Below are 23,203 nucleotides of genomic sequence, written 5' to 3'. Positions count from 1 at the left end.
GCCCCCGCTTTTGGGCTTAGCGGAACAATGACAGGATGTTCTGCGGTGCCTGGTTGGCAATGGACAGCGACTGTGTGGCCAGCTGCTGCTGCACCTGAAGCGCCTGAAGCCGCGCCGATGCTTCTTCCATATTCGCATCGATCAATGCGCCAATGCCGGTTTTCAGCGAATCGGTCAGCTTGCCGACGAAATCCGACTGGATGTCGATGCGCGCTTGTGACGAACCAAAGGCGGCCGCCGCGTCGATCGAGGTCTGGATCAGCCCTTCGATGGCCGCAAGTGCCGCCCCCGAATTACCGCCAGCACCATCATCGACGTTCAGCGTTGAAAGCGCACCAAGGCCACCGGCCCCGGCCTCGATCGAATTGCCCGAAACGGTTATCGCGGCGGTGCCATCATTGGTCAGCGTGATCACGCCGGCATCCACCACCATGCTGACATTCTGGCCCATGCTGCGAATGGTATCGGCCACGCCCACGGCAATGGTTTCAGCCGCAACGTTGCCTGTCGCAAGGTCTTCCGCAGTCACCGTATAGGTGGCGGTCTTGTCACCGATCGAGATGGAGAGCTTGTCGCCGACCGTATAATCGGCATTGGCGCCAAAGCCGATATCGACCGTGCCGGCTGCGTCCAGTGTCTGCGAGAAATTCTCGTTCGCAGCACCAACCGCACCGCCCGAACCGGTAAAGGCGTTCGTAACCGCGCCACCCGTGCCGATGGACAGATCCTGCCCGCTGACGGTGATGGAGGAGGCCGAAACCGAACCATCGGAAGCGCGGTCGAGCGAGGCCAGAATGTCGACCGAGGCATTGCTGCCATTCACAAGGTTCAAACCGTTGAACTGCGCCGCCGACACAACCGAGCCGATTTGCAGGGTCAGTTCGGCAATATCCGTTTGCAGCTTGGTCTGGCTGGCCGACGGGTCTTGCGCGGCCACGATTTTCGCCTTGACCTGTTTGAGCAGCCCGGTGATGGATTCCGATGCGGTGCGCGCAACGGCGACCGCGGCACTGCCCGTGGCCAGCGAATCGGTGATGCCCTTGAAGCCATCCACATCCGATTGCATGGTCTGCGAAATTGCCCAGACCGAGGCATTGTCGCGCGCAGTGTCAACCTTTCTGCCGGTCGAGATTTCGTTCTGTGTGGTGCCCAGATTTTTGTTGATCTGGCTCAGCGTCTGCAGCGCGACCATCGCGCTATTATTGGTAAGAATGCTAGACATTGTTAATTCCTTCGGCGTGCGGTGCGTTCGACACCGCAAATTTACAAGTCACCGGTTCCGGTGATGAAGACGCCGTTCTGACGTTTTTGCGGGCCTTTTGGCCGGCATCGCAATCAACATGATCGCAAGGGGAGATTGCCGCGCTTGTCTGAAACAAACCTTAATGGCAGCGGGGGAAATGCGCGCAATTTTCAACAATTCGCCGCGTGTTTCAGGTGCGGCGCCCGGCCTCGGCCTGGCCCGTATCCACGGGCACACGTTTGCCGCTTGCCGTATAGGTTTGCAGCGCGCCGGGGCCGCTGGCCTGACTGATCAGGCCGCTGCTGCTGCGCATACCTTCGAGTGCTGCGCCAAGCAGGCGGCGGTTGCGTTCGGCACGGTTGCGAATCGCCTGACCATATTCGGCCAGAGCCTTGGCATTGGCGCGGCCCGACTGGCCAAGCGACTGGAAAAGCTGGTCACGCGCGGCGCTTAGGGCGGGCAGCGCCGCAAGCCGGCCCGAAAGCAGCGCCGCGCGCTCGTCATCGAGCAACCGTAGCAGTTTGCGCGCTTTCAGCCGCGCGTTGAACGCGTCAATCATCCAAACCCTCCGCCGCGCGCAGCGCGTCATATATAGGTGTCGCCAGGCCAAGCCCGCCCTGGGCGACCATTGCCTTTGCCTGCTGTTCGGCCAGCATGGAGGAAAACGCCGCCTCACCGGCGCCGCCACCAAAGCTTTCGCGCGATGCGCCCAAACCGGCCTGTTCAAGCATTAGGCCCAGAAAGACCGCCTCGAAGGCTTCGGCCTGTTCGCGCAGCTGGTCAAGCCGTGCCAAACGCTCTGGCGCGGCCGGCGCGGCCGGCGCGGGGGGTGAAACGGGGGGCAATTCCATGCTGGCTCCTGCGTGACTGGCTGCATCATGCGGGGCGGAAGTAAAAATTTGGTAAGGGTTTTGCGCCAGTTTGGGGGCAAGTCACAGAAAGCCCCGCTATGGATATTGCATCGCCCGTTGAAATTGCCACAAGGCCGCAGCGTGCAGGCTTGCCCGCTGCCCCTGCCGAAAAGACCGGGGATGACGTTGATATTATTGAGGAATTTACGCTGGAAAGCGGGGTTGAAAGCGCAATCCCGGCCCAAAACATGGTGGTGCCAAAGGCCGGGCCGGGTGGTGAAACGGATGATACGGCAGATGAGGAGATGACGGCCGAAGCCGGCGAATCACCTGCTGAGCCGGCCGAACCCGAGATCGAGATCGCCGCGCTTGCGCAAACCGTTCCCCCGCCCGCCGCGCCACCCGAAGCTGCGCGCCAGCAAGATTTGCCGCGCATTGCCGCCCCCAGTCCCGGCATTGCCGCCCCCGACGCGCGGCAGCCTGAAGCTGCGCAGGTCGGGCAGGCCGTTGCGGAAACACCACCCGTGGCTGCAGAGGCCGAAGAACCTGCCGCACCGCCCCGGATATCGCCGCCACTTGTAGAGCCGGAAGAAACGCCGCCCCGCGCGTTGGACCTTGCGCCAAAACCGCCGGCGCAAACTGCGGCATCACCCGCGCCTGCTGCGCTTGCGGAGGTGGCAAAACCTGTTCCACCGCGTGACGCGCTTGCCACTGGTCCGGCAATGGCCCCGATTGCGGCGCCGCAAACTCTGTCGCCAATGCAGGGCGGTGAAACTGCCATCCCGGCGCAAGACCCAATTGTTCAAGCCCAGTTTGGCTGGGCGGATCTGGCCACGAACGCGCCGTCTGTCCGGCAATTGCCCTTTGTCACCGCCGCGCCTGATGCTTTGCGCGCGCAGAATGTGGCGGCACAGATCACAGGCGCCATCCGCAGCGCCGATGGCACTGTGCTGGAACTGCGCCTTGACCCGCCCGAGCTTGGCCGCGTGCTTATCCAGATGTCGACACAGGATGGTGAAATGCGCGCCGTCATCACAACCGAGCGGGCCGAAACCGCCGAGTTGATGCGCCGCCATGCCGATGTTCTGGGCCGCGAACTTGCCCGCGCCGGGCTTGCAGGGGCGGATCTGAGCTTTCAAAGCGAAGCCGAGCAGCGCCACAGCCCCCGCATGGCGGCCGGCAAACCTGTTGCGCAATTTGCGGGGGCCGTTCAGGGCCAGGGCGCGCCGCTTTCCGTGGCGCTTGTGCCAACATACGTTGATGGCCGCCTCGACATACGCCTGTAACACCATAGACATAGGAGACCAGAATGGTCGAAATCACCCCCGCGACGAGCTTCACGAACCCGAATTCCGGCGCTTCAACACAAAGCAACGCCACGCAGGCCGCGAGCAGTGTTTCCGGCGATTTTGAGACATTCCTCAAGCTGCTGACCACGCAGATGCGCAACCAGGACCCGTTGAACCCGTCGGATTCGACCGAGTTTGTGGCCCAGCTTGCCAGCTTTTCCGCGGTCGAGCAGCAGGTGCAGTCCAATGCCAAGCTCGATTCGCTTGTAGCGGCGTTTTCGGGCCGTGCTGCCTCGGGCCTGTCGGAATGGATTGGCCAGCAGGTGCGCCATGCGGGCAGTGCCGAATATGCCGACCGCCCGCTCGATGTGCAGGTGGCGATTGATCCGCGCGCCGATCGGGCCGTGATGGTGGTGCGCAACGCCGATGGAGACGAGGTGCAACGCCTGCCCATCGGGTTGCAAAATGACATTGCCATCTGGACGGGGATGCGCGCCGACGGCACGCAGGCCCCGGCGGGGCGCTACCAGTTCGAAATTGAAAACTTTGCCGACGATGCCTTGCTGTCAACAAGCCAAGGGCTGGTCTTTGATACCGTGCGCGAGGCACGGCTGAATGCTGGCCAGGTCGAGCTTGTTTTTGCTGATGGCGCGGTCATGAATGCGGATGATGTTACCGCCGTGCGCAGTGCGGCACTTTAACCCTCATTCCGGCGGGGTTGGCGCAAGCAGGCCCTGTAAATAGGCCCGGCTGGCGCGATTGGACTCGAGCGTTGCGCGCGCCGCCTCAAGCGTATTTGGCAAATTGTCGGGCATGGGTGGCAGGGGCGCTGCTGACGCATCAGCAGTTACCTCAGCGCCGCGGTCGCGCATGTAAGCGGCAAGCGCGGCGCGCGGTTCCGGTGTTTGGCCAGTTGGATAGGCTTGCGCCGCATCCGCCCATTGGCCAGCCAGAAAGGCCGCATCGCTGCGCGCATTATCTGGGCTATTGGCGGCTGCGAGCAGTTCATACGCGGTGCCATATTGGCCAAGCTGCATATAGGCTGCAGCCATCACTTCGCGCGCGCGCTGGTCGTCGCGACCGTTCAGACGATCAAGCGCCGCTTGCGGTTTGAACAGGTCGAGCTGCGCCCGTGCGGCAAGAATCTGGGCTTCGGCATCAAAATCCGGCGTATCGGCCAAAAGCTCCAACGCATCGGCGGGCAGACCAAGCCCGATCAGCTGGCGCGCGATTTCGCGACGCGCAACATCCCCGTCGCGCCCGCTTTCCAACAAGGCGCGGTGCCGGATTATTGCGGCGACATAGGCCGAAGCCGCGGCAGGGTCGGGGGTGGCATTGGCAAAGATTTCCTGCGCGGCGCGGCGCAAATTGGCATCGGCCGCCCGATCGCGCCCCAGATCGGCGGCTATCATCTCAAGCGCCACATCAAAGCCTTCCGCCGTGGCCCGAAGCTGGATTTCGGCCAGCCGCAGATCGCGGCCCTGGGCGGTGCTGCGCCGCTCGAACGCGGCCGCGGCGAGCGACTGGATCAGCGTATCGGGGGCAACAGCCTTGCGCCCAAGCAATGATCCGGCCCAGAGCAGCATCGCCGCCGGGGCACTGTCACTGTCGCCCTCGACCAGGCTGGACAGCAGGTTTTCCGCCGCTGCCGGTTCGCTGGCCAGCAGCATTTCGGCGCGGATCAGTTGCAATGCAGGGGTTTCGGCCTGTCCGGCGCGCGCGACCAGGTCAAGCGCGCGCTGGGCAACATCTGTTGCGCCAAGCGCCGAAAGCGTGCCGACCAGCCCGCGGATATGGGCCATGCGCAAATCGAGCGGCAGCGCGGCAAAGGCGGCCAGAACGCTCTCAATTTCCAGCGGCAACGTGTCAACGGCGTCGGGCAGGGCAAGGATGCGCCACAATTCATGCGCACCGCCACAGCCGCGGCCAAGGTCGAGTATACCCCCGCGTGGCACCGCTTCGCCATCCGCCACAAGCGCCAGTTCGGCCAATACCGGGTTTTCCGCCGCCAAACCGTAGGAGTCCAGCAGGCTGCGCGCTTCGCGCCCCAATCCGTAACGCAGATAGAAGCGCACCAGATCGGTGGCGGCAAGTGGCAAGGGGCGGTCGCGTTCTTCAACCATTGCGCTGTGCAATTGGCCAAGCGTGGTGTTGAAATCGGCCGCGCCGCCCCATTGCGCAAGGTCGAATTCCGCATCATCCATGCAATATGTGCGCGCAAAATCATTGACGATTTCGGCCAAAGCCGTGGCGCTGTCGCGATCATAAACCGTTCTGGCTGATATTTGCCGTGCAAGGCCGGGGCTTGGCAGGGGTGGTGGTGCGATTGCTGGCGCGGGTTTCTTGCGCTGCTTGGCAATATGCAGCGCGCTTGCGGGGGGTGAAAATTCGATCAGCCCCTGTTCCGCCGCGCGGGTAAGCTGGGTGAGCAACGCATCCTGCGCTTCGGCGATGCGTGCGGCCACAGCACTGTCGGGCGCGGGCGGTGGTGTGGGGTTTTCGGGCCTGTCCAGAATGTCGGCCGTCAGTGGTTCGGCGAAACTTTCAATGCCGATATCGCCAATACGCGGCGCGATTTCGTCATAGCGTTGCGCAAAAAGCGCGGGGCTTTGGCGGGGTGTGGGCCTGGCAACGGGTGGCGCGGCATCCGGGTCGCGCTGCGCGATATCCAGCACGATATAGGCGCCCTGATAGGCAAAAGCCTCAACCGCGCAATCGCAGCCGAATTCCAGAAGAAGGCTGCTTTGGCGCGGGGTTGTCTGCACCGAAAGCGCGGCCAGCCGGTCGCGCGGAATGCGGTTGAACACGGTTGAAATGTCAAATCCGATTGCTTCGCCGCGCAGCACGAATTCGGCCTGCCCGTCACCATTGGTCAGGTCCCAATCGCGCGACGGGTCCGCGGAAAGCACTAGGCGGGTAAAGCTTTCATGCTCGCCCGACTGGACACGGATCGGCACCTCGGCATTGGCGGCACCGGCGATCAGAACGAGTGCAAGGACCGGCCTGATCATGCCGCCGCCTTGGTGGATTTCAGCGCCTCTTCCAGCGTATTGTAGCTGGGACGCAAGCCGCCGGGCACGTTCTGGCGGCCCACTTCGATGCAGAGATTCGGCGCGTGGCCATAAAGATTGGCGATCAGCACTTCGCGGATGAGCTGATAAAAATTCTGATCCTCGTCGATCACCGCCTTGACGCGGGCCGAAAACGGGCCGACCAGACCATAGGCCAGGAACACGCCAAGGAACGTGCCCACCAAGGCACCGCCGATCATCTTGCCCAGCACAGCGGGCGGCTGGTCGATCGAGGCCATTGTCTTGATGACCCCCAGAACCGCCGCCACAATTCCCAATGCGGGCAGGCCATCGGCCATCGTTTGCAGGGCATGAGAGGAATGCTGGGCGTTGCTGAGCAGCGCCTCCATACGCTTTTCAAGCACCTCTTCCACCTGGTTGGGGTCATTGTAATTCATCGATGCGGCGCGCAGCGTGTCGCAGATCAGCGCCATCGCATCGGCATCGGCCTGAATTTTTGGGTATTTCCCGATGATCGACGATGTTTCCGGGGCTTCGATATGCGCCTCGAGTTCAACCGGGCTGTTGCGGGCCACCCGGATGAGCGTGAAAAGCAGGCATAGCAGATCCTGATAATCTTCCGTGCGCCATTTCGCACCTTTGAACACTTTGCCCAGATCCTTGATCGTATGTTTGACCACATGCATGTTGTTGGAGATGAGAAAGGCCCCAATTGCCGCGCCGGCAATCATCGACAGCTCGAATGGCAGCGCCTCGAAAATGATCTCCATCTTGCCACCCGCCGCCATATAGCCGCCAAATACCATTACGAATATGACAGCGATTCCGATCAGTCCGAGCATGGGTTACGCTTTCTTGGCTAGGCATGAGTGATGATGGGCAGTGTGGCGGGATGGGGTTAAGAACTTGCCAACAGCGCGCTAGTTTCGCGGGGCGGCTGCATTGCGCCCTGCGATGATCACGCTCACCGAATAGGCCAGTTCAGCGGGCATGGAGGACAATACGCCAGCCGCCGCGTCGGGCTGCATACGCGCCAGAAACCCGGCGGCAAAATTTACATCCATCGCTTCAAATATCGCAGCGGCCGCTTCGGGCTTCATACGTTCGTAAACCTGTGTGAGCCTGGCCACGTCACTTTCGGCGGCGCCGTCGGCCTGTTCCAGCGTGGCGGCAAGCCGGGCTTCGGCGGCTTCAAGCGCCTGCATCTGTTCGGCAATCCGGGTTTCGACGATGGCGAGTGTTGCCTCGCGTTCGGCGATATAGGCCTCGCGCTCGGACAGATTTTCGCCGCGCGTGGCAATGGCTGCCAATAGTTCATCGGGCATTTCCGGCGTCGGGCAGGCTTGCGGGGCAACGGGCACCTGCGCATCGGCCGCATCCAGGGCTGCATATTGCTGGGCCAGCGCGGGCGCGGCAATGCTCAGCCGGATCAGGCCCGAGGCGACAAAGCAGACCAGCACAAAGCGCAATGGCCCGGCCCGGCGCGATGCAGATTTGATATGCGCCATGTTCAGGCCTCCTGCTTGCGCAGCCGAGCAAGCGTTTCGCTGGCGCGGGCCTTGCGCGTGGCGGATTTGCGCACAGCTTGCTTTTCCTCGTCATGATGCGGGGGTTTGTCTGCCTGCCCGGCCGGCGCTTCGGCATCGCGTTCATGCAATGTGGCCAACAAAAGCTCCAGCCGGCCAGCGGCAATTTCGGCCCGCGCGGTCATTTCAACCAATTCGCGCGAGCTTGCCCCGCTTATCTTTTTGGCCGTGGTGAGCGAGACCTGCATCTCGTCAACCTGTTGGGAGAGCGTGGCAATCGCCGCCCCCAGCCCGGTATCAAGCTGCGACAGGCCGCGCAGGCGGCGCGCAAGCATCGCACAATAAAATGCAGCGGCGAACACGCCTGCAATCAACAAAACATCGGCGATAACAGCCATTAAACTCTCCTATCCCAGCACAAATTCGGTGATCAGAATGTCGCGGATATTTTCGGCCCCAGCCACAATCTGCACACGGCGCAGAATTTGCGCGCGCAGCCGGGTTATCGCGGCGGGCGCCGACATTTCTTCTTCTGTGACCGCGCGTAAATAGGTGTTCAGCACATCCAGAATGCGCGGCATAAGCGCCTTGACATCGGCCGCAGCGCCCGGTGTCACCTCCAACTGGGCGGTGAACCGAAGATAAGAGGCATTTGCCCCCGCCCCCAGCGATATGACCATCGGGTCGAGCGGCACGAAACTCGCAACGAGTTGCGCCGCCTCGGCGGGTTGTGCCGAATCAGCCGCGCCCGATTTGGGCAGCGCCAGCAGCCCGGAATAGGTGGCATAAAAGCCGCCCGCCCCCAGCAAAACCGCGCCAACAAGCCCAAAAAGCAGCGATTTGCTGCGTTTTTTGGGCATGTCCGGCGCGCTTTCGGCCTGTTCCGCTTCTGCCATCGGGCATCCTCGCTCAAATCATCGGTTTCGTCATTTAGACCGAAGCGGACTAACCAAATCTTAAGCCTGTCGCGTAAATGATGACCCAGACAAACCGCGAACAGAATGTGAGCGGCACGAAATGAGGGATGCGCGTGACGCAGATTTTGACACTCTGGAATGCGATTGAGCCGCAAAAGCGGCTGGTTGCGATTTTGGCGGCAATTGCCGTGCTTGTTGCTCTTTACGGGCTTACCCAGGTGGCGGGGCGTTCCACAAACGCGTTGCTCTATGCCGGGCTGGAACCGGCCGATGCCGGCCAGGTCGTCGCCGCGCTCGAAGCACAGGGCGTGGCCTTTGAGGTGCAGGGTGATTCGATTTACGTGCCCGCCGGTCTGCGTGATCAGGTGCGCATGTCGCTAGCCGCAACCGGCCTGCCCAGCAATGGGGCGGCGGGTTATGAATTGCTCGACACGTTGTCGGGGTTTTCCACCACCGCGCAAATGTTCGATGCCGCCTATTGGCGCGCGAAAGAGGGCGAGCTTGCCCGCACGATCGTGGCCTCCAGCCTGATCCGTGCGGCGCGCGTGCATATAGCCGCGCCTAGCCAGCAGCCCTTTGCGCGCGGCGGCACGCCAACCGCTTCGGTGACGGTCACAACCACAAGCGGCCCTTTGGGCAACGCGCAGGCCGAGGCGGTGCGCTATCTGGTTGCCTCGGCGGTTGCCGGGCTTGACCCGAGCAGCGTGGCGCTGATCGATTCTACGCGCGGGCTGATCGCTGCGGGGGCCGCAAGCAGCACGACATCCGCCGGCGAGCTTGACCCGCGCGCCGCCGCCATGCGCGCCAATGTCGAACGGCTTCTGGCCGCCCGCGTCGGGCCGGGCAATGCGATTGTCGAATTGACCATCGACACGATCACCGCACAGGAAACCGTTACCGAACGCCTGCTCAACCCCGAGGCGCGCATCGCCGTTTCGCAAGAAACCGAAACCCGAAGCGAAAGCTCGAGCGATGCAGCTGGTGCTGGCGGCGGCGCGGTTACGGTTGCCAGCAATCTGCCTGCCACGGGCGCAACGGGCACGGGCACCGCCAGTTCCAACCGCAGTGACAGCCGCGAAACCATCAACTATGACACTTCCGAAACCCTGCGTGAAACCCTGCGCCCGGCGGGCGAAATCCGCCGTCTTTCGGTGGCGGTGCTGGTGAACGACCTTGGTCAGGCAAGTGCCGATGGCGCCATCACCTATACACCCCGCCCGGCTGAAGAGCTTGACGCGCTGCGCGGCCTTGTGCAGTCGGCAGTCGGGTTTGATGCGGCGCGCGGCGATGTCGTGACAATCGCCGCCATGCCGTTTTCCACCCCCGAAGCCGTGGGCAGCTTTGCCCAAAGTGCTGGCTTCATGGGGCTGCTGGCCGCGAATTTGCTGACCATAATCCAACTGGCCGTTCTGGCGCTTGTCATTCTGGCGCTGGCCATATTCGTCGTGCGCCCGGTGCTGGCGCGCCCGGCGCCCGCGGCAATTGCACCTATGCGCCCGGCAGCAGAGCCGGGGGACATGGCGCAATTGCCCGCCAGCCCCGCAGCACCCGCCGCGCTTGAAGATCATAGCAGCCCCGACCCGCTTGAGCAGTTGCGCAACGCGATGAACGAGCGCGCCGAAGATTCCACGCGTCTGCTGCGTTCCTGGATCGAAACGCCCGAAGGCTCATCGGAAAGTGCTGCATGATGTCTGCATTGAAGCTCGAAATCTTTCGTCCGCGCACCGATGAGGCCGAGGAAGACGGCTATCTGTCGCCCGAGGCTGCGCGGGATTTGCGCGAAACAGCCTATGCCGAGGGTGTGAAGGCCGGTGCCGCATCGGCCAGTGCGGCCTTTGAGGCGGAAAAAATCCGCCTGCTTGGCCCGATTCTCGACGCATTGCACCGGGCCGAGCGCAGCCAGACCGAGGCGCATATGGCGGCGCTGTCCAGCCTGCGCCCGCTTTTGGACACGCTGATTGCCACCATCCTGCCGCCACTGGCCTATGACGGGTTGATCGCAGAGCTGCGCCAGCTTCTGGTTGCCGCCGCCCGGTCTGCGCCGAACGCCAGTCTTACCCTGTATCTTGCCCCCGAAAACACCGAAGCCATAGGCGCGGTTCTGCAAGATGTGCCCGCGAATTTTCGCATCAGCCCCGCGCCTGAGCTTGGTGCGCTCGAGGCTCAGCTTCACTGGCAGGACGGGTTTGAAACCATCGACCTGCACCAGGTTCTGAACGCGGCCCATGCCACCTGCGCGCGCTTCTTTGCCCGCCCCGCCGACACCGATCAATCCGAGATGACCCTCAAAGGAAATGCCAATGCCCGATAGCGCCCCATCACATGACACCGCCACCCCCCCCGAGGCAGGTCTGACCCGCGAAAGCGCGCTTATGGGTGTGCCGGTCGAGCTTGTCATTTCGGTTGGCCGTGCCCGCCCGCTGATTGGCGAGCTGCTCAAATTGCGGCGTGATTCCGTGCTGACGCTCGACAGCCGCATCGAGGACCCGGTCGAAATTTTTGTCGGCGACCGGCTGATCGCGCGCGGTGAATTGCAGGAAATGGAGGGCGAGCCGGGAAAGCTTGGCGTGCGGCTGATCGAGGTCGTCGACCTGGCCGAAGGCGCCTAGGCTTGCGCGCCGCCCCCCTTGCCTTGCTGTTTCTCGTGCTGGCCGGCCCGCTGGCGGCACAATCCGTCACGCTAGACATGGGTGATGGTGGCGCGCTCAGCCTGCGCATGGTGCAGCTCTTTGTCCTGCTCACGCTGCTCAGCCTTGCGCCCGGTCTTGCGATCATGGTCACCTGCTTTCCCTTCATGGTTACGGTCCTGTCCATTCTGCGCCAGGCAATCGGCGTGCAGCAGGCCCCGCCAAATATGATGATTGTCAGCCTTGCGATGTTCCTGACATGGTTCGTCATGCAGCCGGTGTTTTCCGAAGCCTGGGCGAACGGCGTGCAACCCATGCTCGACGGCGCGCTCACCACCGAAGTCGCGCTGGAAAAAACCCTTGCCCCGTTTCGCGTGTTCATGGAGGCCCGTGTGCAGCCCGCCACTTTGGCGATGATGCAAGACGCCTCGCCCGTTCAAACCGCCCCCGATGCCGCGCCCCCGCTTGGCGTGCTGGTCCCATCCTTTCTGCTATCCGAAATCCAGCGCGGCTTTGAAATTGGCTTTCTGGTCTTTCTGCCGTTCCTGGTGATCGACCTGGTGATCGCCGCCGTGCTGATGTCGATGGGCATGATGATGGTGCCGCCGGCTGTTGTGTCGCTGCCGTTCAAGCTTGCCTTCTTCGTAATCGCCGACGGTTGGTCGCTGCTCGCCGGCGCCCTGGTGCGGAGCTATCAATGAGCATCTATTCCCCCCCTGCTGCCGGGCCCGCCCGCCAGATATATGCCCAAAAGCGGCTTTCGGCGCTCGAAAAATCGGCCGTGATTGTGGCGCATCTGCACCCTGATCAGGCCGCTACCGTGCTGCGTGGGTTGCGGGCCGATGATTTGCGCCGCTTCTCTACGGCACTTCAGGCGGTGCGCGGTCTGGGCGATAGCGCGGTCAAGGGGGTTATTCGCGAATTTCTGGCCGCGCTCAACGCCGCCCCGACGATTGATGATGGCACAGAAGCCGCGCGCAGCCTGCTTGGCGGTTTGCTCGATGCCCCCATTGTTGACCGTTTACTGAGCGAGGTTGGCATGTCAAAGCTCAACCTTTGGGCGATGATTGCCAGCATGTCAGCCGATGAAATCGCCACGCTGCTGGCGGGCGAACATCCGCAAACCATCGGCTATGTGCTTGGCCGCCTTGCGCCGGATCAGGCGCGCAATGTTCTTGCGGCCCTGCCAAAACCGCTGGCCCAACAATCGGTTCTGGCGATGGACAAGGCAAAATTGTTGTCGGATGAAACAACCGGGGTAATCGAAGCCGCCCTGAGCCGCCTGCTTTTGCAGCCCTGAGCGCAAAGCCTATTGCACAACAAATTCGGCATGAAGCGCCCCGGCTGCCTTGATCGCCTTGAGAATATCGATCATGTCGCGCGGTGAAACCCCCAACGCGTTCAGCCCTTCGATGACCTCGGGCAGCGATACGGCCGTGTCGACCATTGCAAGCTGGGTGCCCGGCTCTTCGGTAATGCTCGCCTCGCTGCGCGGCACGACAATGGTTTCGCCTTCGCTGAACGGGCTTGGCTGCACGACAAGCGGTGCTTCCTGCACGCGCAAGGTCAGGTTGCCCTGGCTTACGGCAACACGCGAAATGCGCACATCCGCCCCTAGAACAATGGTGCCCGAGCGTTGATCGACCACCACGCGGGCGCGCATGGCCGGGTCCACCTCGATGTTTTCCAGAAGGCTGATCAGATGCGCAGGCGAGGGGGCATTTGCAGCGCGCAGGTCCAGCGCCACGGTGCCGCTATCCTGCATCTGTGCAATCGCCAGGCCAAACCGGTCATTGATCGCGCGTTCGATGCGGGCGGCGGTTGTAAAATCGGGGTTGCGCAGTGCCAGGCGCAGGCTGCGCATGGCGGTAAAATCAAAGGCGATTTCGCGTTCGACCCGCGCTCCGCCAGGGATGACCCCCGCCGTTGGCACACCCTGGGTTTCAGATGCGCCATTGCCCGCCGCCACGGTGCCGCCAGCAATGATCGCGCCTTGCGCGACGGCATATATCTGCCCATCGGCTGCGTTCAGCGGCGTCATGATCAGCGTGCCCCCCATCAGGTTTGTTGCATCGCCAATGGTTGAAACCGTTACATCAATCTGCCCGCCGGCGCGCGCAAAGGGGGGCAATTCGGCTGTCACCAGAACGGCGGCAACATTTTTGGGGCGAAACTGCTCGCCGGTCACGTTGATGCCCAGCCGCTCCAGCAGGTTTTGCATTGCCTCTTCGGTAAAGGGCGCATTGCGCAGCCCGTCGCCTGTGCCATTCAGCCCCACGACCAGCCCATAGCCGACAAGATCGTTGCCGCGCACCCCGTCAATTTCGACAAGATCCTTGATGCGCACATCGGCCAAAGCCGGGGTTGCGGTTATGAATAATGCGGCGGTCAGCCCCTTAGCGCAGGCGGTCAACCAGGCGCAAATTCGCCATTCTGGCGGTAACTTCATAAATAATCTCCATTTGCCCTTGCAGGGCTTGAAAGGCGCTTGCCGTCTCGTAAGGGTCGGCGGAAACGATGGCAGCCCGCCGCAGTTCCAGCCCGTGCAGCGCGCCGGATGCGTTGGCGATTGTCTCGTCAATGCGTTGGGCGGCATGGCCAAGCCCTTCGCGCAGCGCCAGAATCTGGCCGGGGTTTTCCAGCGCCAGCGCGGCCCCTTCGCGCAGCATCAGCCGTGCATCGGCCGGGGTGCCGGGGGTATCACCCTCGGCGGCAAGGGCAACAAGTGCAAGCGCCTGAAGGTTTTGGCGAAAGGCGGCGTCATCGGCGCGCAGCGCATAGTTCAGCCGCTGGCCTTCGGCAATTTCAACCCCTGGGGCCGTGGTATCGCCACCCAGATAGGCGCCGGTTTCAAACCCGCCGCCGGGCGCATTGAAATAGCTGTCAATCGCGGCGATTGCGTCCAGCCCGTTGGCGGCACCGCTGGCCAGCGCCGCAAGGTCGGCATAGATCGCATCGCTATCGACCAGGGCGGGGCCATCCAGTGCGGCGCCGGCAAACAGGGCATGGCGCCCGTAGCGCCCGTTCAGCGCAGAGACGGCGGCATCAAAAGCGGCGCGCGCACCTTTGGCAATGCTTGTCTGTGCCAGGGCATCGCCACGGTCAAGCGCGGCCTGCAAATCCACCCCGAAGGGCGCAACCCCCGCCGCGAGCTGGCCGAGATAGTTTTCGGCGCTGCTGGCCTTGGCGGCGGCAAAGTTCAGCCCTTCGATCTGGCTGTCGAGCTGGACGATGCCGCGTTCGATCGCGAAAAGCCCGCCCAGATCGCCGCCGGTTGCGGCCACAAGGTCAGACTTCAGCCCGCTGCTCATTTCCTGGCTGGCGGTTTGCATTTGTGCGCGCACGGCGCTGCCGCGTTGCAACAGGCTCTTTTGTGTGGCGAGGTCGGAAACGACCGGGCTGATCTGCATTCTAAATCTCCAGCAATGTGCGCAGCAGCGTATCGACCGTCGATATGACGCGCGCATTGGCGGCATAGGCTTGCTCGATCACCAGCAAATTCTGCATTTCACGGTCGGTATCGACGGCGGTTTCGGCCAGCTCAAGGTTGCGCAGCGCGTCGAACTGGCCTGCAAGAAAGGCGGTTTTCTGGTCGGCGCGCTGTGCGGTTGCGTAGTTTTGTGCAGCAATCTCGCCCGCCAGATCGGCCGCGCCAAGCCTTTGGGCCACGCCAGCACCCGCCGGGGCCAGGCGCGGCGCGGCAAGGGCGGCAAGACTGTCGGTCAGCAATGTGCTTGTGCCCGCCGGGCCGGGTGTGGCGGCGCCAAGCCCGTCGCGCAACCGCCAGGCCGCCCCGCCTTGCGTGGGGTCGGCCAGCGCGTTCAGCCGCAACCGCCCCGCAAGGCCGAGTTCACTGGCCGGCGCGCTGGGCGCACCCGCATCGGTGAAAAGCCCGGGATCGGTCGGCGCGCGCGTCGGGTCCAGCCCCGGGGCTTCGAACCGTTCGGCAAGGTCGCGGGCAATGGCATCGATCTGGGCGTTGAAGTCGGGCGCGATCTCGTCGCGCAGCGCAAAGGCGGCGCCAAGCGATCCGCCATCCATTTGCCCGGCCCCCGTGCCAACCGTGACCGGGCGGCCGTTCAGCGTAAGTGCGGAAAGCGCGCCGCCGGCCAGCGTCATGTCAGGGGTAATGGTCGGCGTGGCGGTGAAGCCCAGTTCCTTGGCGCTGCCATCCAGCAACTGCGCGCCGTTCCTGGTGTAAAGCGCAACATCGCCGCCATCGCGCCGCATCTGGCGGATGGGAATGATGGCGCTGATCTGGTCGATCAGGCGCTGGCGTTCATCTTCCAGCCCCGTCACGTCGCCGGAATTGGCCCGCATCCGAATTTGCGCATTGATGCTTTCGATTTGTTTGAGCGAGCTGTTGACCGTTTCAACCTGCTGCGCGATCGACTGGTCGGCGGCCACGCGCACGGCGCTGGTTTGGGTGGAAATTCCGTTGAGCTTGCTGACCACATCACCGGCCCGCTGGGCTGCATTGGCCAAAAGACTGGTGGAATCCGGGGCGTTGCTGGCGGCGCGCAGCGCATCTTCAAAGGCAACCATCTGCGAGGCAAGCGCACCGGCCTCGCCCGGCAGGCCAAGCAGGGCGGACAGGTTTGCGCGGCCATTGCTGGCCACAAATGCCGCGCCATGTTCGGCGGCCGTCTGGCGGCGCGTGGCGGTGGCCTGGGCATTTTCGGCACGCAAAACCCCGTCAACCCGCACACCCGCGCTTTGCCCGCCCACGGTTTGCGGTGACAGCGCCAGCTCCTTGCGGGCATAGCTTTCGACCGTGGCATTGGCAACGTTGTTTGACACAAGCTCGGCCGCGCGTGACACGGTGGCCAGGCCTGAATTGGCAATGCTCAAGGCAGATGAAAGGCCCATGATCTCGCGGCTCCTTTGGGCGGGTTAGCGTTTGATATTGGTGGTTTCTTGCAGCATCTCATCGACCGTCTGGATGATCTTGGCGTTGGAGGCATAGGCGCGCTGGGTCTGGATCAGCGCGGTCAGCTCGCCGGCAATATCGGTGGTCGATTCCTCGAGCGCGTAGCCGATTGTGGCACCTGTTGGTCCGCTACCCGCATCCCACAGAAAGAAGGCCCCACTTTCGCGCGTGGCGGTAAAGGCCTGGCCCATCGCGGGGTCAAGCGCGTTGGGGTTGGCCACATCGACCAGCGGCACCTGAAAGATGACTCGCGAAAACCCGCTGTCATAATTGGCCGATACAATGCCATTGGCATCAATCTCGACCGAGGTGACATTGCCGGTTGGCGCGCCGTTCTTCTCCAGCGTGATCGGTGCGAACTGGTCGGAAAGCTGGGTAAGCCCGCTCGACGTGCCGGGGCTGCCCACCGAAATGCTGACAGGCCCGCGGTCAAACGTCACGTCAAGCTCGCCCGTGGCGGCATTATACGTGCCGCCAAACACCGGCGTGACCGAAAGCACCGTGCCGCCGGTGCCGGTTGTGGCATCAAACTGCACGGAAAATTCGGCAATCGGGGCGGGGCCGGTGGCAAGGTCGACGATTTCCATCGTCCACAGGTTTGACTGGCCTGCACCCGGCACCTGCGGGGTAAACACCGCCGTCATTGTTTGCGTGGCACCCAGATTGTCAAAATATTCCAGTGAAATTTCCATCGAATCGCCCGAGGCTCCGGCAGCGGTGGCCGTGGCGGGCAGGTTGATGCCAAGCGTGATCGCGGTTGTCGGGTCGGCGGCGAACTGGTTATGGGCCACGTTCACCGGCACCAGCCCGGCGGCAGAATCGCGCGATTGCGGCGGGATGCTGCCATCGGCGGCGGCGGGCCAGCCCAGAAGCACCAGCCCGCTTTCGCTGCGCAGCACGCCGCTGGCATCGGGGCGGAACGAGCCGGTCGCGGTCATCATCATCGGGTAAGGTCCGGGGCCGGCGCCAATTGCGGCGGCAGAGGTCACCGGCAACATGCCGCGCCCGCCCACCGCAATATCGGTGGCATTGGCGGTGCTGATCAGCGCGCCCTGTGCTGTAACCTGACGGTAGGTTGAAACCCGCACGCCGCCTGCGGTGTATTTGCCGCGCTGTTCGGGCAGGGTCATCGCCGAAAAATCGGCATCGACCCGCTTGTAGCCATAGGTTTTTGAATTGGCGATATTATCGGCGATCGTCGCCAATTTGCTGGCATTCACGTTCAGCCCGGCAACACCGGCATTCATGGAAGAGGAAATGGTCATGGGCAGGCCCTTTTATTCGGAACACGGGGTATTGCGCCTAGATTTGCGCGACAGGCTTAAGATCGCCCTAACAGATGCAATTGAATCTATTTTCAGCCCGGCGGGCTGCGCAGCAGGGTAATTTCAAGGCGGCGGTTGCGGTAGTCCGGCCCCGTTTCCAGCGCCAGCGCGCGGTTGGATTGCCCTGTCACCCGCACAAACCGCGCCGGTGCAATGCCATATTCCGCCAGCAGAATACGGCCTTTTTGCGCGCGCGCCGCCGACAGGGCAAACCCGTCGTCGCTTTCAGGTTCACGGCCCAGATGGCCGCCAACGGCGATATCGTTGCGCACCATGCCGGTGACATTGGCAATCATCATCAGCAATTGCCGCGCCACTTCGGTTGGTGCATCGCTACCTTGGGCAAAAAGCGGCGTATCGGGCAAATCGAAGATCTCGATGATCAGCCCTTCATCAGTTATCCGCGTATTGACATGTTTGAGCAGCGAATCCTCGACCGTGCTTTCGCCGCTGTCGCCGCGAAACAGGCTTTCGATTTCCGAAAACTGCTCTTCGGCCGCGTCTTCAACGGGGGCGCCACCAGTATCACCCGCCGCGTTTTCCAACTCGGTCGGATAGTCCTCGCTCGCGCCCGTGCCCGACTGGTTTTCGGTCATCTCGGTGAACAGGTCTTCGCCATTGAACATGCCATCGCCGCCACCCGTGGCCATATAGGCCGGAATGCCGGGGTTGAAATAGGCGGCAATGCCCTTGCGCTGTTCTTCGGTTGTGGCATTCAGCAGCCACATCAGCAGGAAGAACGCCATCATCGCGGTTACAAAATCGGCATAGGCCACCTTCCATGCGCCACCATGATGGCCGGCAGCCTGCACGTTTTTCTTTTTCTTGATAATCGGACGTATATTGGTGTTTTCGGCCATATTGCCCCCGTAATGCCCCGCGTATTGCCCCGTGCAGGCCTGGTGCCCGACATTGCCGCCAAGTCTTTACCAAGAGGTAACCGGCGCATTCGTGGGGCGGGGTTTCTGCGTGGCAATTGATTAAACTTGTGCCGGTAACCCGCCCTTCATATTTTGCACTGCACCCTGCAAGAAATGATGAAGCAGGAGCGCAGAATGCCCCCCACCGCCCATAAACTGCTGCGCCCGCAGCCCGCAGCCACGCCCGCTTTTTCGGCCATACTGCCCGAATATCTGGCCGCGCGGCTTGAAAAGACGCTGGGCATTCCCGTTGCAATTCGGCTTGAAAACAGCGCCGCCCCACGGCCTGCCGCGCTCAGAACATGGTTGCGCAAACCCGGGCTGAAGGCGGTTGTTGACCTGGGTGGCCCGGGGGATGAGCCGGCGAATGGGCCAAACCGTGCCTATTGCTGGGTGGAAGAGGCGCTGGCCCAAAACATCGTGGCCCTTCGCCTTGGTGCAAAACCCGCGCGCAAGCCGCTCTCGCCGGTTGATCATGCGCTTTGCGCCGCACTTCCCGAGGCTGTGCAAGCCGCATTGGCGCGCTGGCTGAAGGTTGAAGCGGCGGTGCCACCCAGGTTTGTCACTGCCCCGTTGTCCGCACCCGAAGCTGCTGACTGGCGGGCATTCTCGCTGGCGCTTTTGCATCGCAATACCCCGCTGGGCCGCTTGCGGCTGGTTGTGCCTTATCACTGCACACAGCCCGCAAGGCCCAGTGTCGCACCGCAGCCTGCTCGCAGCCATGCCCCGGCGCTGCATCAGGCCATGCAGGCCGCCCCGCTTAGTCTGCGCGCGGTCTTGCACCGCCAGAACATGGCGGCAGATGCGCTGGGCGATTTGCGCCGCGGCGATATGATTGCCCTGCCCGATGGCTGCCTTGGGGCGCTGCAAATCGCGCTTTGCGATGCAAATGCCACCCCAATCGCGCAGGCGCGGCTGGGTGCCTATGATGGCCGCAAAGTGCTGAAACTGCTTGCCGATCCCGATGCGCAGGCATTGGCGCTTCCGCACGCAATTCCGGCAGAATAACCCAAAAACGGCATGAAAAGTCGCGTGACGCGATTGATTTTGCCGCGAATCCCGCGCAGCTTGGCCCAAGGTTGAAGCCGAGGGCAAAGGGGGCATTCATGCAGAATTCTGCACAGGTGGTGGTGATTGGCGGCGGTGTCGTCGGCTGTTCCGTTCTGTATCATCTCACCAAACTCGGCTGGTCCGATGTCATGCTGGTGGAACGCTCCGACCTGACCTCTGGTTCCACATGGCACGCGGCGGGCGGCTTCCACACCCTGAATGGCGACACGAACATGGCCGCGCTGCAGGGCTATACTATCCAGCTATACAAGGAGTTGGAGGCACTCACCGGCATGAATTGCGGCCTTCACCATGTCGGCGGCATCACCCTTGCCGACAACCAGGCCCGCTTTGAAATGCTGACCGCCGAGCGCGCCAAGCACCGCTATATGGGCCTGCATACCGAACTGCTGACCCCCGCCGAAATTACCAGAATGACCGATGGGCTGGTGAATGTGGACGGGATAATCGGCGGGCTTTACGACCCGCTCGATGGGCACCTGGACCCGTCCGGCACCACCCATGCCTATGCCAAAGCGGCGCGGCTTGGCGGGGCGACCATCATCCAGCACAACCGCGTGCTGCAAACCAACCCCCGTGCCGATGGCACATGGGATGTCGTCACCGAACAGGGCACAATCCATGCCGAACATGTGGTCAATGCCGGCGGGCTATGGGCGCGCGAAGTTGCTGCAATGGCGGGCGTTTATCTGCCGCTTCTGCCAATGGCGCACCAGTATCTGGTGACCGATGACATCCCCGAAATTTACAACCGCGACATCGAATTTCCGCATGTGATGGACCCGGGCGGCGAAAGCTATCTGCGTCAAGAAGGCCGCGGCCTCTGCATCGGTTTCTACGAAAAACCCTGCGAGGCCTGGTCGGTTGACGGCACCCCGTGGGATTTTGGCCACGAGTTGCTGAACGAACAATTCGACAAGATCGAAGACTCGGTCAACTTCGCCTATCGCCGTTTTCCGGTGCTGGAGCGCGCGGGCGTCAAGAATGTCATCCACGGCCCGTTCACCTTTGCGCCCGATGGCAACCCGCTCATCGGCCCCGTGCCGGGCTTGCGCAACTACTGGTCTGCCTGTGCGGTAATGGCCGGGTTCAGCCAGGGTGGCGGCATGGGCAAATCGCTCGCCGAATGGATGATTCACGGCGAAACCGAGGTCGACCCGCGTGGCTTTGACGTGGCGCGTTTTGGCAAATGGACCACGCCGGGCTACACCGTGCCCAAGGTCATCGAGAACTATCAGATGCGCTTTTCGGTCAGCTACCCGAACGAGGAACGCCCCGCTGCCCGCCCCTTCCGCACCACCCCCATATATGACATTTTTGACGGTATGGGCGCGGTCTGGGGCCAGCAATACGGGCTGGAAGTGCCGAACTATTTCGCGCTGAAAGGCCAGCCACGCTACGAACAGCCGAGCTTCAAACGCTCGAATGCGTGGGAGGCAACGGCCCAAGAGGTGCGCGCCGTTCGCGAGGGCGTTGGCATAAACGAAGTGCAGAATTTCGGCAAATTCCGCGTGACCGGCACCGGCGCACGTGCCTGGCTCGATCGGATGATGGCGGGCAATATCCCAAAACCCGGCCGCCTGTCGCTCACCCCCATGCTTTCGCCCAAGGGCCGGATTCTGGGCGATTTCACGGTCACCTGCATTTCAGAGGTCGAATTCCGCATCACCGGTTCCTACGGTGCGCAAGACCAGCATTTGCGCTGGTTCCAGCAGCATCTGGTCGATGATGTGTGTATTGAGAATATCTCCGACACCACCACCGGCTTCCAGATCGCCGGCCCGCTTGCGCGCGATCTTCTGGCCAGCGTCACCCGCGCCGATGTCTCGCCCGAGGCCTTCAAATTCATGGACGTTCGGCGCATGACCATCGGCATGGCCGATTGTCTGGTGCAGCGCGTCAGCTATACCGGCGATCTTGGCTTTGAAATCTTCACAGATTTCATGAGCCAGCGCAGCCTGTGGCATACGCTCTGGGCCGCCGGGCAAAGCATGGGTCTGCGCCCGTTTGGAATGCGCGCCATGATGAGCTTGCGGCTCGACAAGCTGTTCGGCTCCTGGGCACGCGAATTTTCGCCCGATTACATGCCGGGTGAAACGGGCATCGACCGCTTCATCCGCTGGAACAAGCCAAGCGACTGGGTCGGCAAGGCCGCAGCGCTTGCCGAAAAAGCCGCAGGACCAAAACGCCGCCAGGTCGCCTTTGTGGTGGATGCGGTGGATGCCGATGTCGTGGCCTACGAGCCTGTCTGGATAGGCGAGTCCGTTGTCGGCTTCTGCACGTCGGGCGGCTATTCGCATTGGACAGGTCAGTCAATTGCCATTGCCTTTGTGCCGGTTGAACATATCAAGCCGGGGCTGGTGGTGAACATCGAAATCCTCGGCAAACGCTGTGCGGCCCGCATGGTTGACGGCCCGCTTTGGGATGCGGATGGCGCGCGGATGCGCGGATGAGCCTGCCCCTTGCCATATCGATGGGCGACCCGGCCGGCATTGGCCCCGAGATCGCCTTGCGCGCCGTTGCCTCTGGTCAGAATGCCGTAATTCTGGGCGATATGGGCGTGCTTCAGGCCGCCGCCAAACGCATCGGCTGCACCCTGCCGCTGCGCAGGGTCGCCACGCCCGAAGCCGCGCAGCCCGGCGAAATTTCGGTCATCGAAACCTCAACCCTTGCAGAAGCGCCCGCGCTCGGCGCGGTCTGCGCCACCGCGGGCCAAGCCGCCTATGACGCCATTCTGGCCGGCATCAAACTTGCCAAAGCCGGTCAGGTTGCAGGGCTTGTCACCGCCCCGATCCATAAAGAAGCCCTTGCCGCTGCGGGCATCGCCTTTCCCGGCCATACCGAGATGCTCGCGCATTTCTCAGACGGCGCAAAGGTGGCCATGATGCTGGTCAATGATGCCATCCGCACCGTGCTTGTCACCATCCATTTGTCGCTGCGCGATGCAATCGCGGCGGCAGATTTCAATGCCAATCTGGCCGCCATCCGCCTTGCGCATCGGGGCTGCCGCGCGCTTGGCATCATCGCCCCGCGCATTGCCGTGGCCGGTTTGAACCCCCATGCCGGCGAAGGCGGGCTGTTTGGCCGCGAGGAAATCGAGATCATCGCCCCCGCCATAGCTGCCGCCCGCGCCGAAGGCCTGAACGCCACCGGCCCCTGGCCCGGCGACACGGTCTTCCTGTCGGCCCGGCTCGGCAGGTTCGATGTGGTCGTGGCGCAATATCACGATCAGGGCCTCATCCCGGTGAAGTATATGGGGCTGGATGAGGGTGTGAACATCACCCTTGGCCTGCCCTTCATCCGCACCAGCCCCGACCACGGCACGGCGTTTGATATCGCGGGCCAGAACAAGGCCAATCCCGCCAGCCTGATTCGGGCCTGCACATTGGCCCGCCAACTGGCGATGGCCGCCAGATCCTGACCTCATCTTTTGCTCAAAAATATCCCCGCCGGAGGCTCCTGCCGTTGCCAG

23 protein-coding genes are annotated in these 23,203 nt (G+C 62.7%); 10 read left to right on the top strand and 13 right to left on the bottom strand.

Features of this window, described 5'->3' with window-relative positions:
- Positions 1-16: 16 nt before the first annotated feature.
- The 3 genes from LGT41_RS03095 to LGT41_RS03085 all read right to left on the bottom strand — a co-directional run bounded on the left by LGT41_RS03095 (position 17) and on the right by LGT41_RS03085 (position 2,094).
- A complete protein-coding gene (locus tag LGT41_RS03095; RefSeq protein WP_274128569.1) occupies positions 17-1,222 on the bottom strand; it encodes a flagellin in 1,206 nt (401 codons plus the stop codon).
- 211 nt (positions 1,223-1,433) lie between these two features.
- Entirely contained in the window at positions 1,434-1,802 is a 369-nt protein-coding gene (locus LGT41_RS03090) for a hypothetical protein (RefSeq protein WP_274128568.1), read from the bottom strand.
- Entirely contained in the window at positions 1,795-2,094 is a 300-nt protein-coding gene (locus LGT41_RS03085; protein WP_274128567.1) for a rod-binding protein, read from the bottom strand. The genes LGT41_RS03090 and LGT41_RS03085 overlap by 8 nt, the downstream gene beginning before the upstream one ends.
- Before the next feature lie 98 nt (positions 2,095-2,192).
- Between LGT41_RS03085 and LGT41_RS03080 the strand changes: the two genes are divergently transcribed.
- The gene (locus tag LGT41_RS03080; protein ID WP_274128566.1) at positions 2,193-3,380 is read left to right on the top strand and encodes a flagellar hook-length control protein FliK; all 1,188 of its coding nucleotides are present in this window, start codon (positions 2,193-2,195) and stop codon (positions 3,378-3,380) included.
- Positions 3,381-3,403: 23 nt separating this feature from the next.
- Entirely contained in the window at positions 3,404-4,084 is a 681-nt protein-coding gene (locus LGT41_RS03075) for a flagellar hook capping FlgD N-terminal domain-containing protein (protein WP_274128565.1), read from the top strand.
- Between the two features lie 3 nt (positions 4,085-4,087).
- On the opposite strand, the gene LGT41_RS03070 is transcribed toward LGT41_RS03075, so the two are convergent.
- The 5 genes from LGT41_RS03070 to LGT41_RS03050 all read right to left on the bottom strand — a co-directional run bounded on the left by LGT41_RS03070 (position 4,088) and on the right by LGT41_RS03050 (position 8,837).
- Complete coding sequence (locus tag LGT41_RS03070; protein WP_274128564.1) at positions 4,088-6,394, bottom strand: hypothetical protein; 2,307 nt, start codon at positions 6,392-6,394, stop codon at positions 4,088-4,090.
- Positions 6,391-7,257 carry a flagellar motor stator protein MotA gene (gene motA, locus LGT41_RS03065; RefSeq protein ID WP_274128563.1) on the bottom strand — a complete coding sequence of 289 codons (867 nt, stop codon included), beginning with the start codon at positions 7,255-7,257 and terminating at the stop codon, positions 6,391-6,393. Before motA ends, LGT41_RS03070 begins: the two co-directional genes overlap by 4 nt.
- A gap of 78 nt (positions 7,258-7,335) precedes the next feature.
- Positions 7,336-7,923: a MotE family protein gene (locus tag LGT41_RS03060; protein ID WP_274128562.1), complete on the bottom strand. Its 588-nt coding sequence runs from the start codon at positions 7,921-7,923 to the stop codon at positions 7,336-7,338.
- 2 nt (positions 7,924-7,925) lie between these two features.
- Positions 7,926-8,339: a hypothetical protein gene (locus LGT41_RS03055; protein ID WP_274128561.1), complete on the bottom strand. Its 414-nt coding sequence runs from the start codon at positions 8,337-8,339 to the stop codon at positions 7,926-7,928.
- Positions 8,340-8,348: 9 nt separating this feature from the next.
- Complete coding sequence (locus LGT41_RS03050; protein ID WP_274128560.1) at positions 8,349-8,837, bottom strand: flagellar basal body-associated FliL family protein; 489 nt, start codon at positions 8,835-8,837, stop codon at positions 8,349-8,351.
- 134 nt (positions 8,838-8,971) lie between these two features.
- On the opposite strand from LGT41_RS03050, the gene fliF reads away from it, so the two are divergent.
- The 5 genes from fliF to LGT41_RS03025 all read left to right on the top strand — a co-directional run bounded on the left by fliF (position 8,972) and on the right by LGT41_RS03025 (position 12,785).
- The gene (gene fliF / locus LGT41_RS03045; protein ID WP_274128559.1) at positions 8,972-10,546 is read left to right on the top strand and encodes a flagellar basal-body MS-ring/collar protein FliF; all 1,575 of its coding nucleotides are present in this window, start codon (positions 8,972-8,974) and stop codon (positions 10,544-10,546) included.
- Positions 10,543-11,169, top strand: coding sequence for a hypothetical protein (locus LGT41_RS03040; protein ID WP_274128558.1), 627 nt, complete (start codon positions 10,543-10,545; stop codon positions 11,167-11,169). Before fliF ends, LGT41_RS03040 begins: the two co-directional genes overlap by 4 nt.
- A 61-nt stretch (positions 11,170-11,230) precedes the next feature.
- Positions 11,231-11,467, top strand: coding sequence for a FliM/FliN family flagellar motor switch protein (locus LGT41_RS03035; protein WP_274129648.1), 237 nt, complete (start codon positions 11,231-11,233; stop codon positions 11,465-11,467).
- A gap of 2 nt (positions 11,468-11,469) precedes the next feature.
- Positions 11,470-12,186, top strand: a complete 717-nt coding sequence (fliP, locus tag LGT41_RS03030; protein WP_274128557.1) for a flagellar type III secretion system pore protein FliP — start codon at positions 11,470-11,472, stop codon at positions 12,184-12,186.
- Positions 12,183-12,785 carry a hypothetical protein gene (locus tag LGT41_RS03025; RefSeq protein ID WP_274128556.1) on the top strand — a complete coding sequence of 201 codons (603 nt, stop codon included), beginning with the start codon at positions 12,183-12,185 and terminating at the stop codon, positions 12,783-12,785. Before fliP ends, LGT41_RS03025 begins: the two co-directional genes overlap by 4 nt.
- A gap of 9 nt (positions 12,786-12,794) precedes the next feature.
- Here LGT41_RS03025 and LGT41_RS03020 read toward each other — a convergent pair whose 3' ends face one another.
- From LGT41_RS03020 to LGT41_RS03000, 5 genes are all read right to left on the bottom strand, one after another.
- Positions 12,795-13,934, bottom strand: a complete 1,140-nt coding sequence (locus tag LGT41_RS03020; RefSeq protein WP_274128555.1) for a flagellar basal body P-ring protein FlgI — start codon at positions 13,932-13,934, stop codon at positions 12,795-12,797.
- Entirely contained in the window at positions 13,882-14,895 is a 1,014-nt protein-coding gene (locus LGT41_RS03015) for a flagellin (RefSeq protein WP_274128554.1), read from the bottom strand. The genes LGT41_RS03020 and LGT41_RS03015 overlap by 53 nt, the downstream gene beginning before the upstream one ends.
- Position 14,896: 1 nt before the next feature.
- On the bottom strand, positions 14,897-16,354 hold the full coding sequence (gene flgK / locus LGT41_RS03010; protein WP_274128553.1) for a flagellar hook-associated protein FlgK: 1,458 nt from the start codon (positions 16,352-16,354) through the stop codon (positions 14,897-14,899).
- 24 nt (positions 16,355-16,378) lie between these two features.
- Entirely contained in the window at positions 16,379-17,680 is a 1,302-nt protein-coding gene (locus tag LGT41_RS03005; RefSeq protein WP_274128552.1) for a flagellar hook protein FlgE, read from the bottom strand.
- A gap of 92 nt (positions 17,681-17,772) precedes the next feature.
- Positions 17,773-18,600 carry a flagellar motor protein MotB gene (locus tag LGT41_RS03000; protein WP_274128551.1) on the bottom strand — a complete coding sequence of 276 codons (828 nt, stop codon included), beginning with the start codon at positions 18,598-18,600 and terminating at the stop codon, positions 17,773-17,775.
- Positions 18,601-18,795: 195 nt separating this feature from the next.
- Here LGT41_RS03000 and LGT41_RS02995 point away from each other — a divergent pair, with 195 nt between their 5' ends.
- The 3 genes from LGT41_RS02995 to pdxA all read left to right on the top strand — a co-directional run bounded on the left by LGT41_RS02995 (position 18,796) and on the right by pdxA (position 23,152).
- Positions 18,796-19,668 carry a flagellar motor switch protein FliM gene (locus LGT41_RS02995; protein WP_274128550.1) on the top strand — a complete coding sequence of 291 codons (873 nt, stop codon included), beginning with the start codon at positions 18,796-18,798 and terminating at the stop codon, positions 19,666-19,668.
- Between the two features lie 98 nt (positions 19,669-19,766).
- Positions 19,767-22,184 carry a GcvT family protein gene (locus LGT41_RS02990; RefSeq protein WP_274128549.1) on the top strand — a complete coding sequence of 806 codons (2,418 nt, stop codon included), beginning with the start codon at positions 19,767-19,769 and terminating at the stop codon, positions 22,182-22,184.
- The gene (pdxA, locus tag LGT41_RS02985) at positions 22,181-23,152 is read left to right on the top strand and encodes a 4-hydroxythreonine-4-phosphate dehydrogenase PdxA (RefSeq protein ID WP_274128548.1); all 972 of its coding nucleotides are present in this window, start codon (positions 22,181-22,183) and stop codon (positions 23,150-23,152) included. Before LGT41_RS02990 ends, pdxA begins: the two co-directional genes overlap by 4 nt.
- The last annotated feature ends 51 nt before the right edge of the window (positions 23,153-23,203 follow it).

Source organism: Abyssibius alkaniclasticus (assembly GCF_020447305.1).
GTDB lineage: Bacteria > Pseudomonadota > Alphaproteobacteria > Rhodobacterales > Rhodobacteraceae > Abyssibius > Abyssibius alkaniclasticus.
The sequence above is the reverse complement of the archived record's forward strand: the minus strand, read 5'-3'. Positions and strand labels throughout refer to the sequence as shown.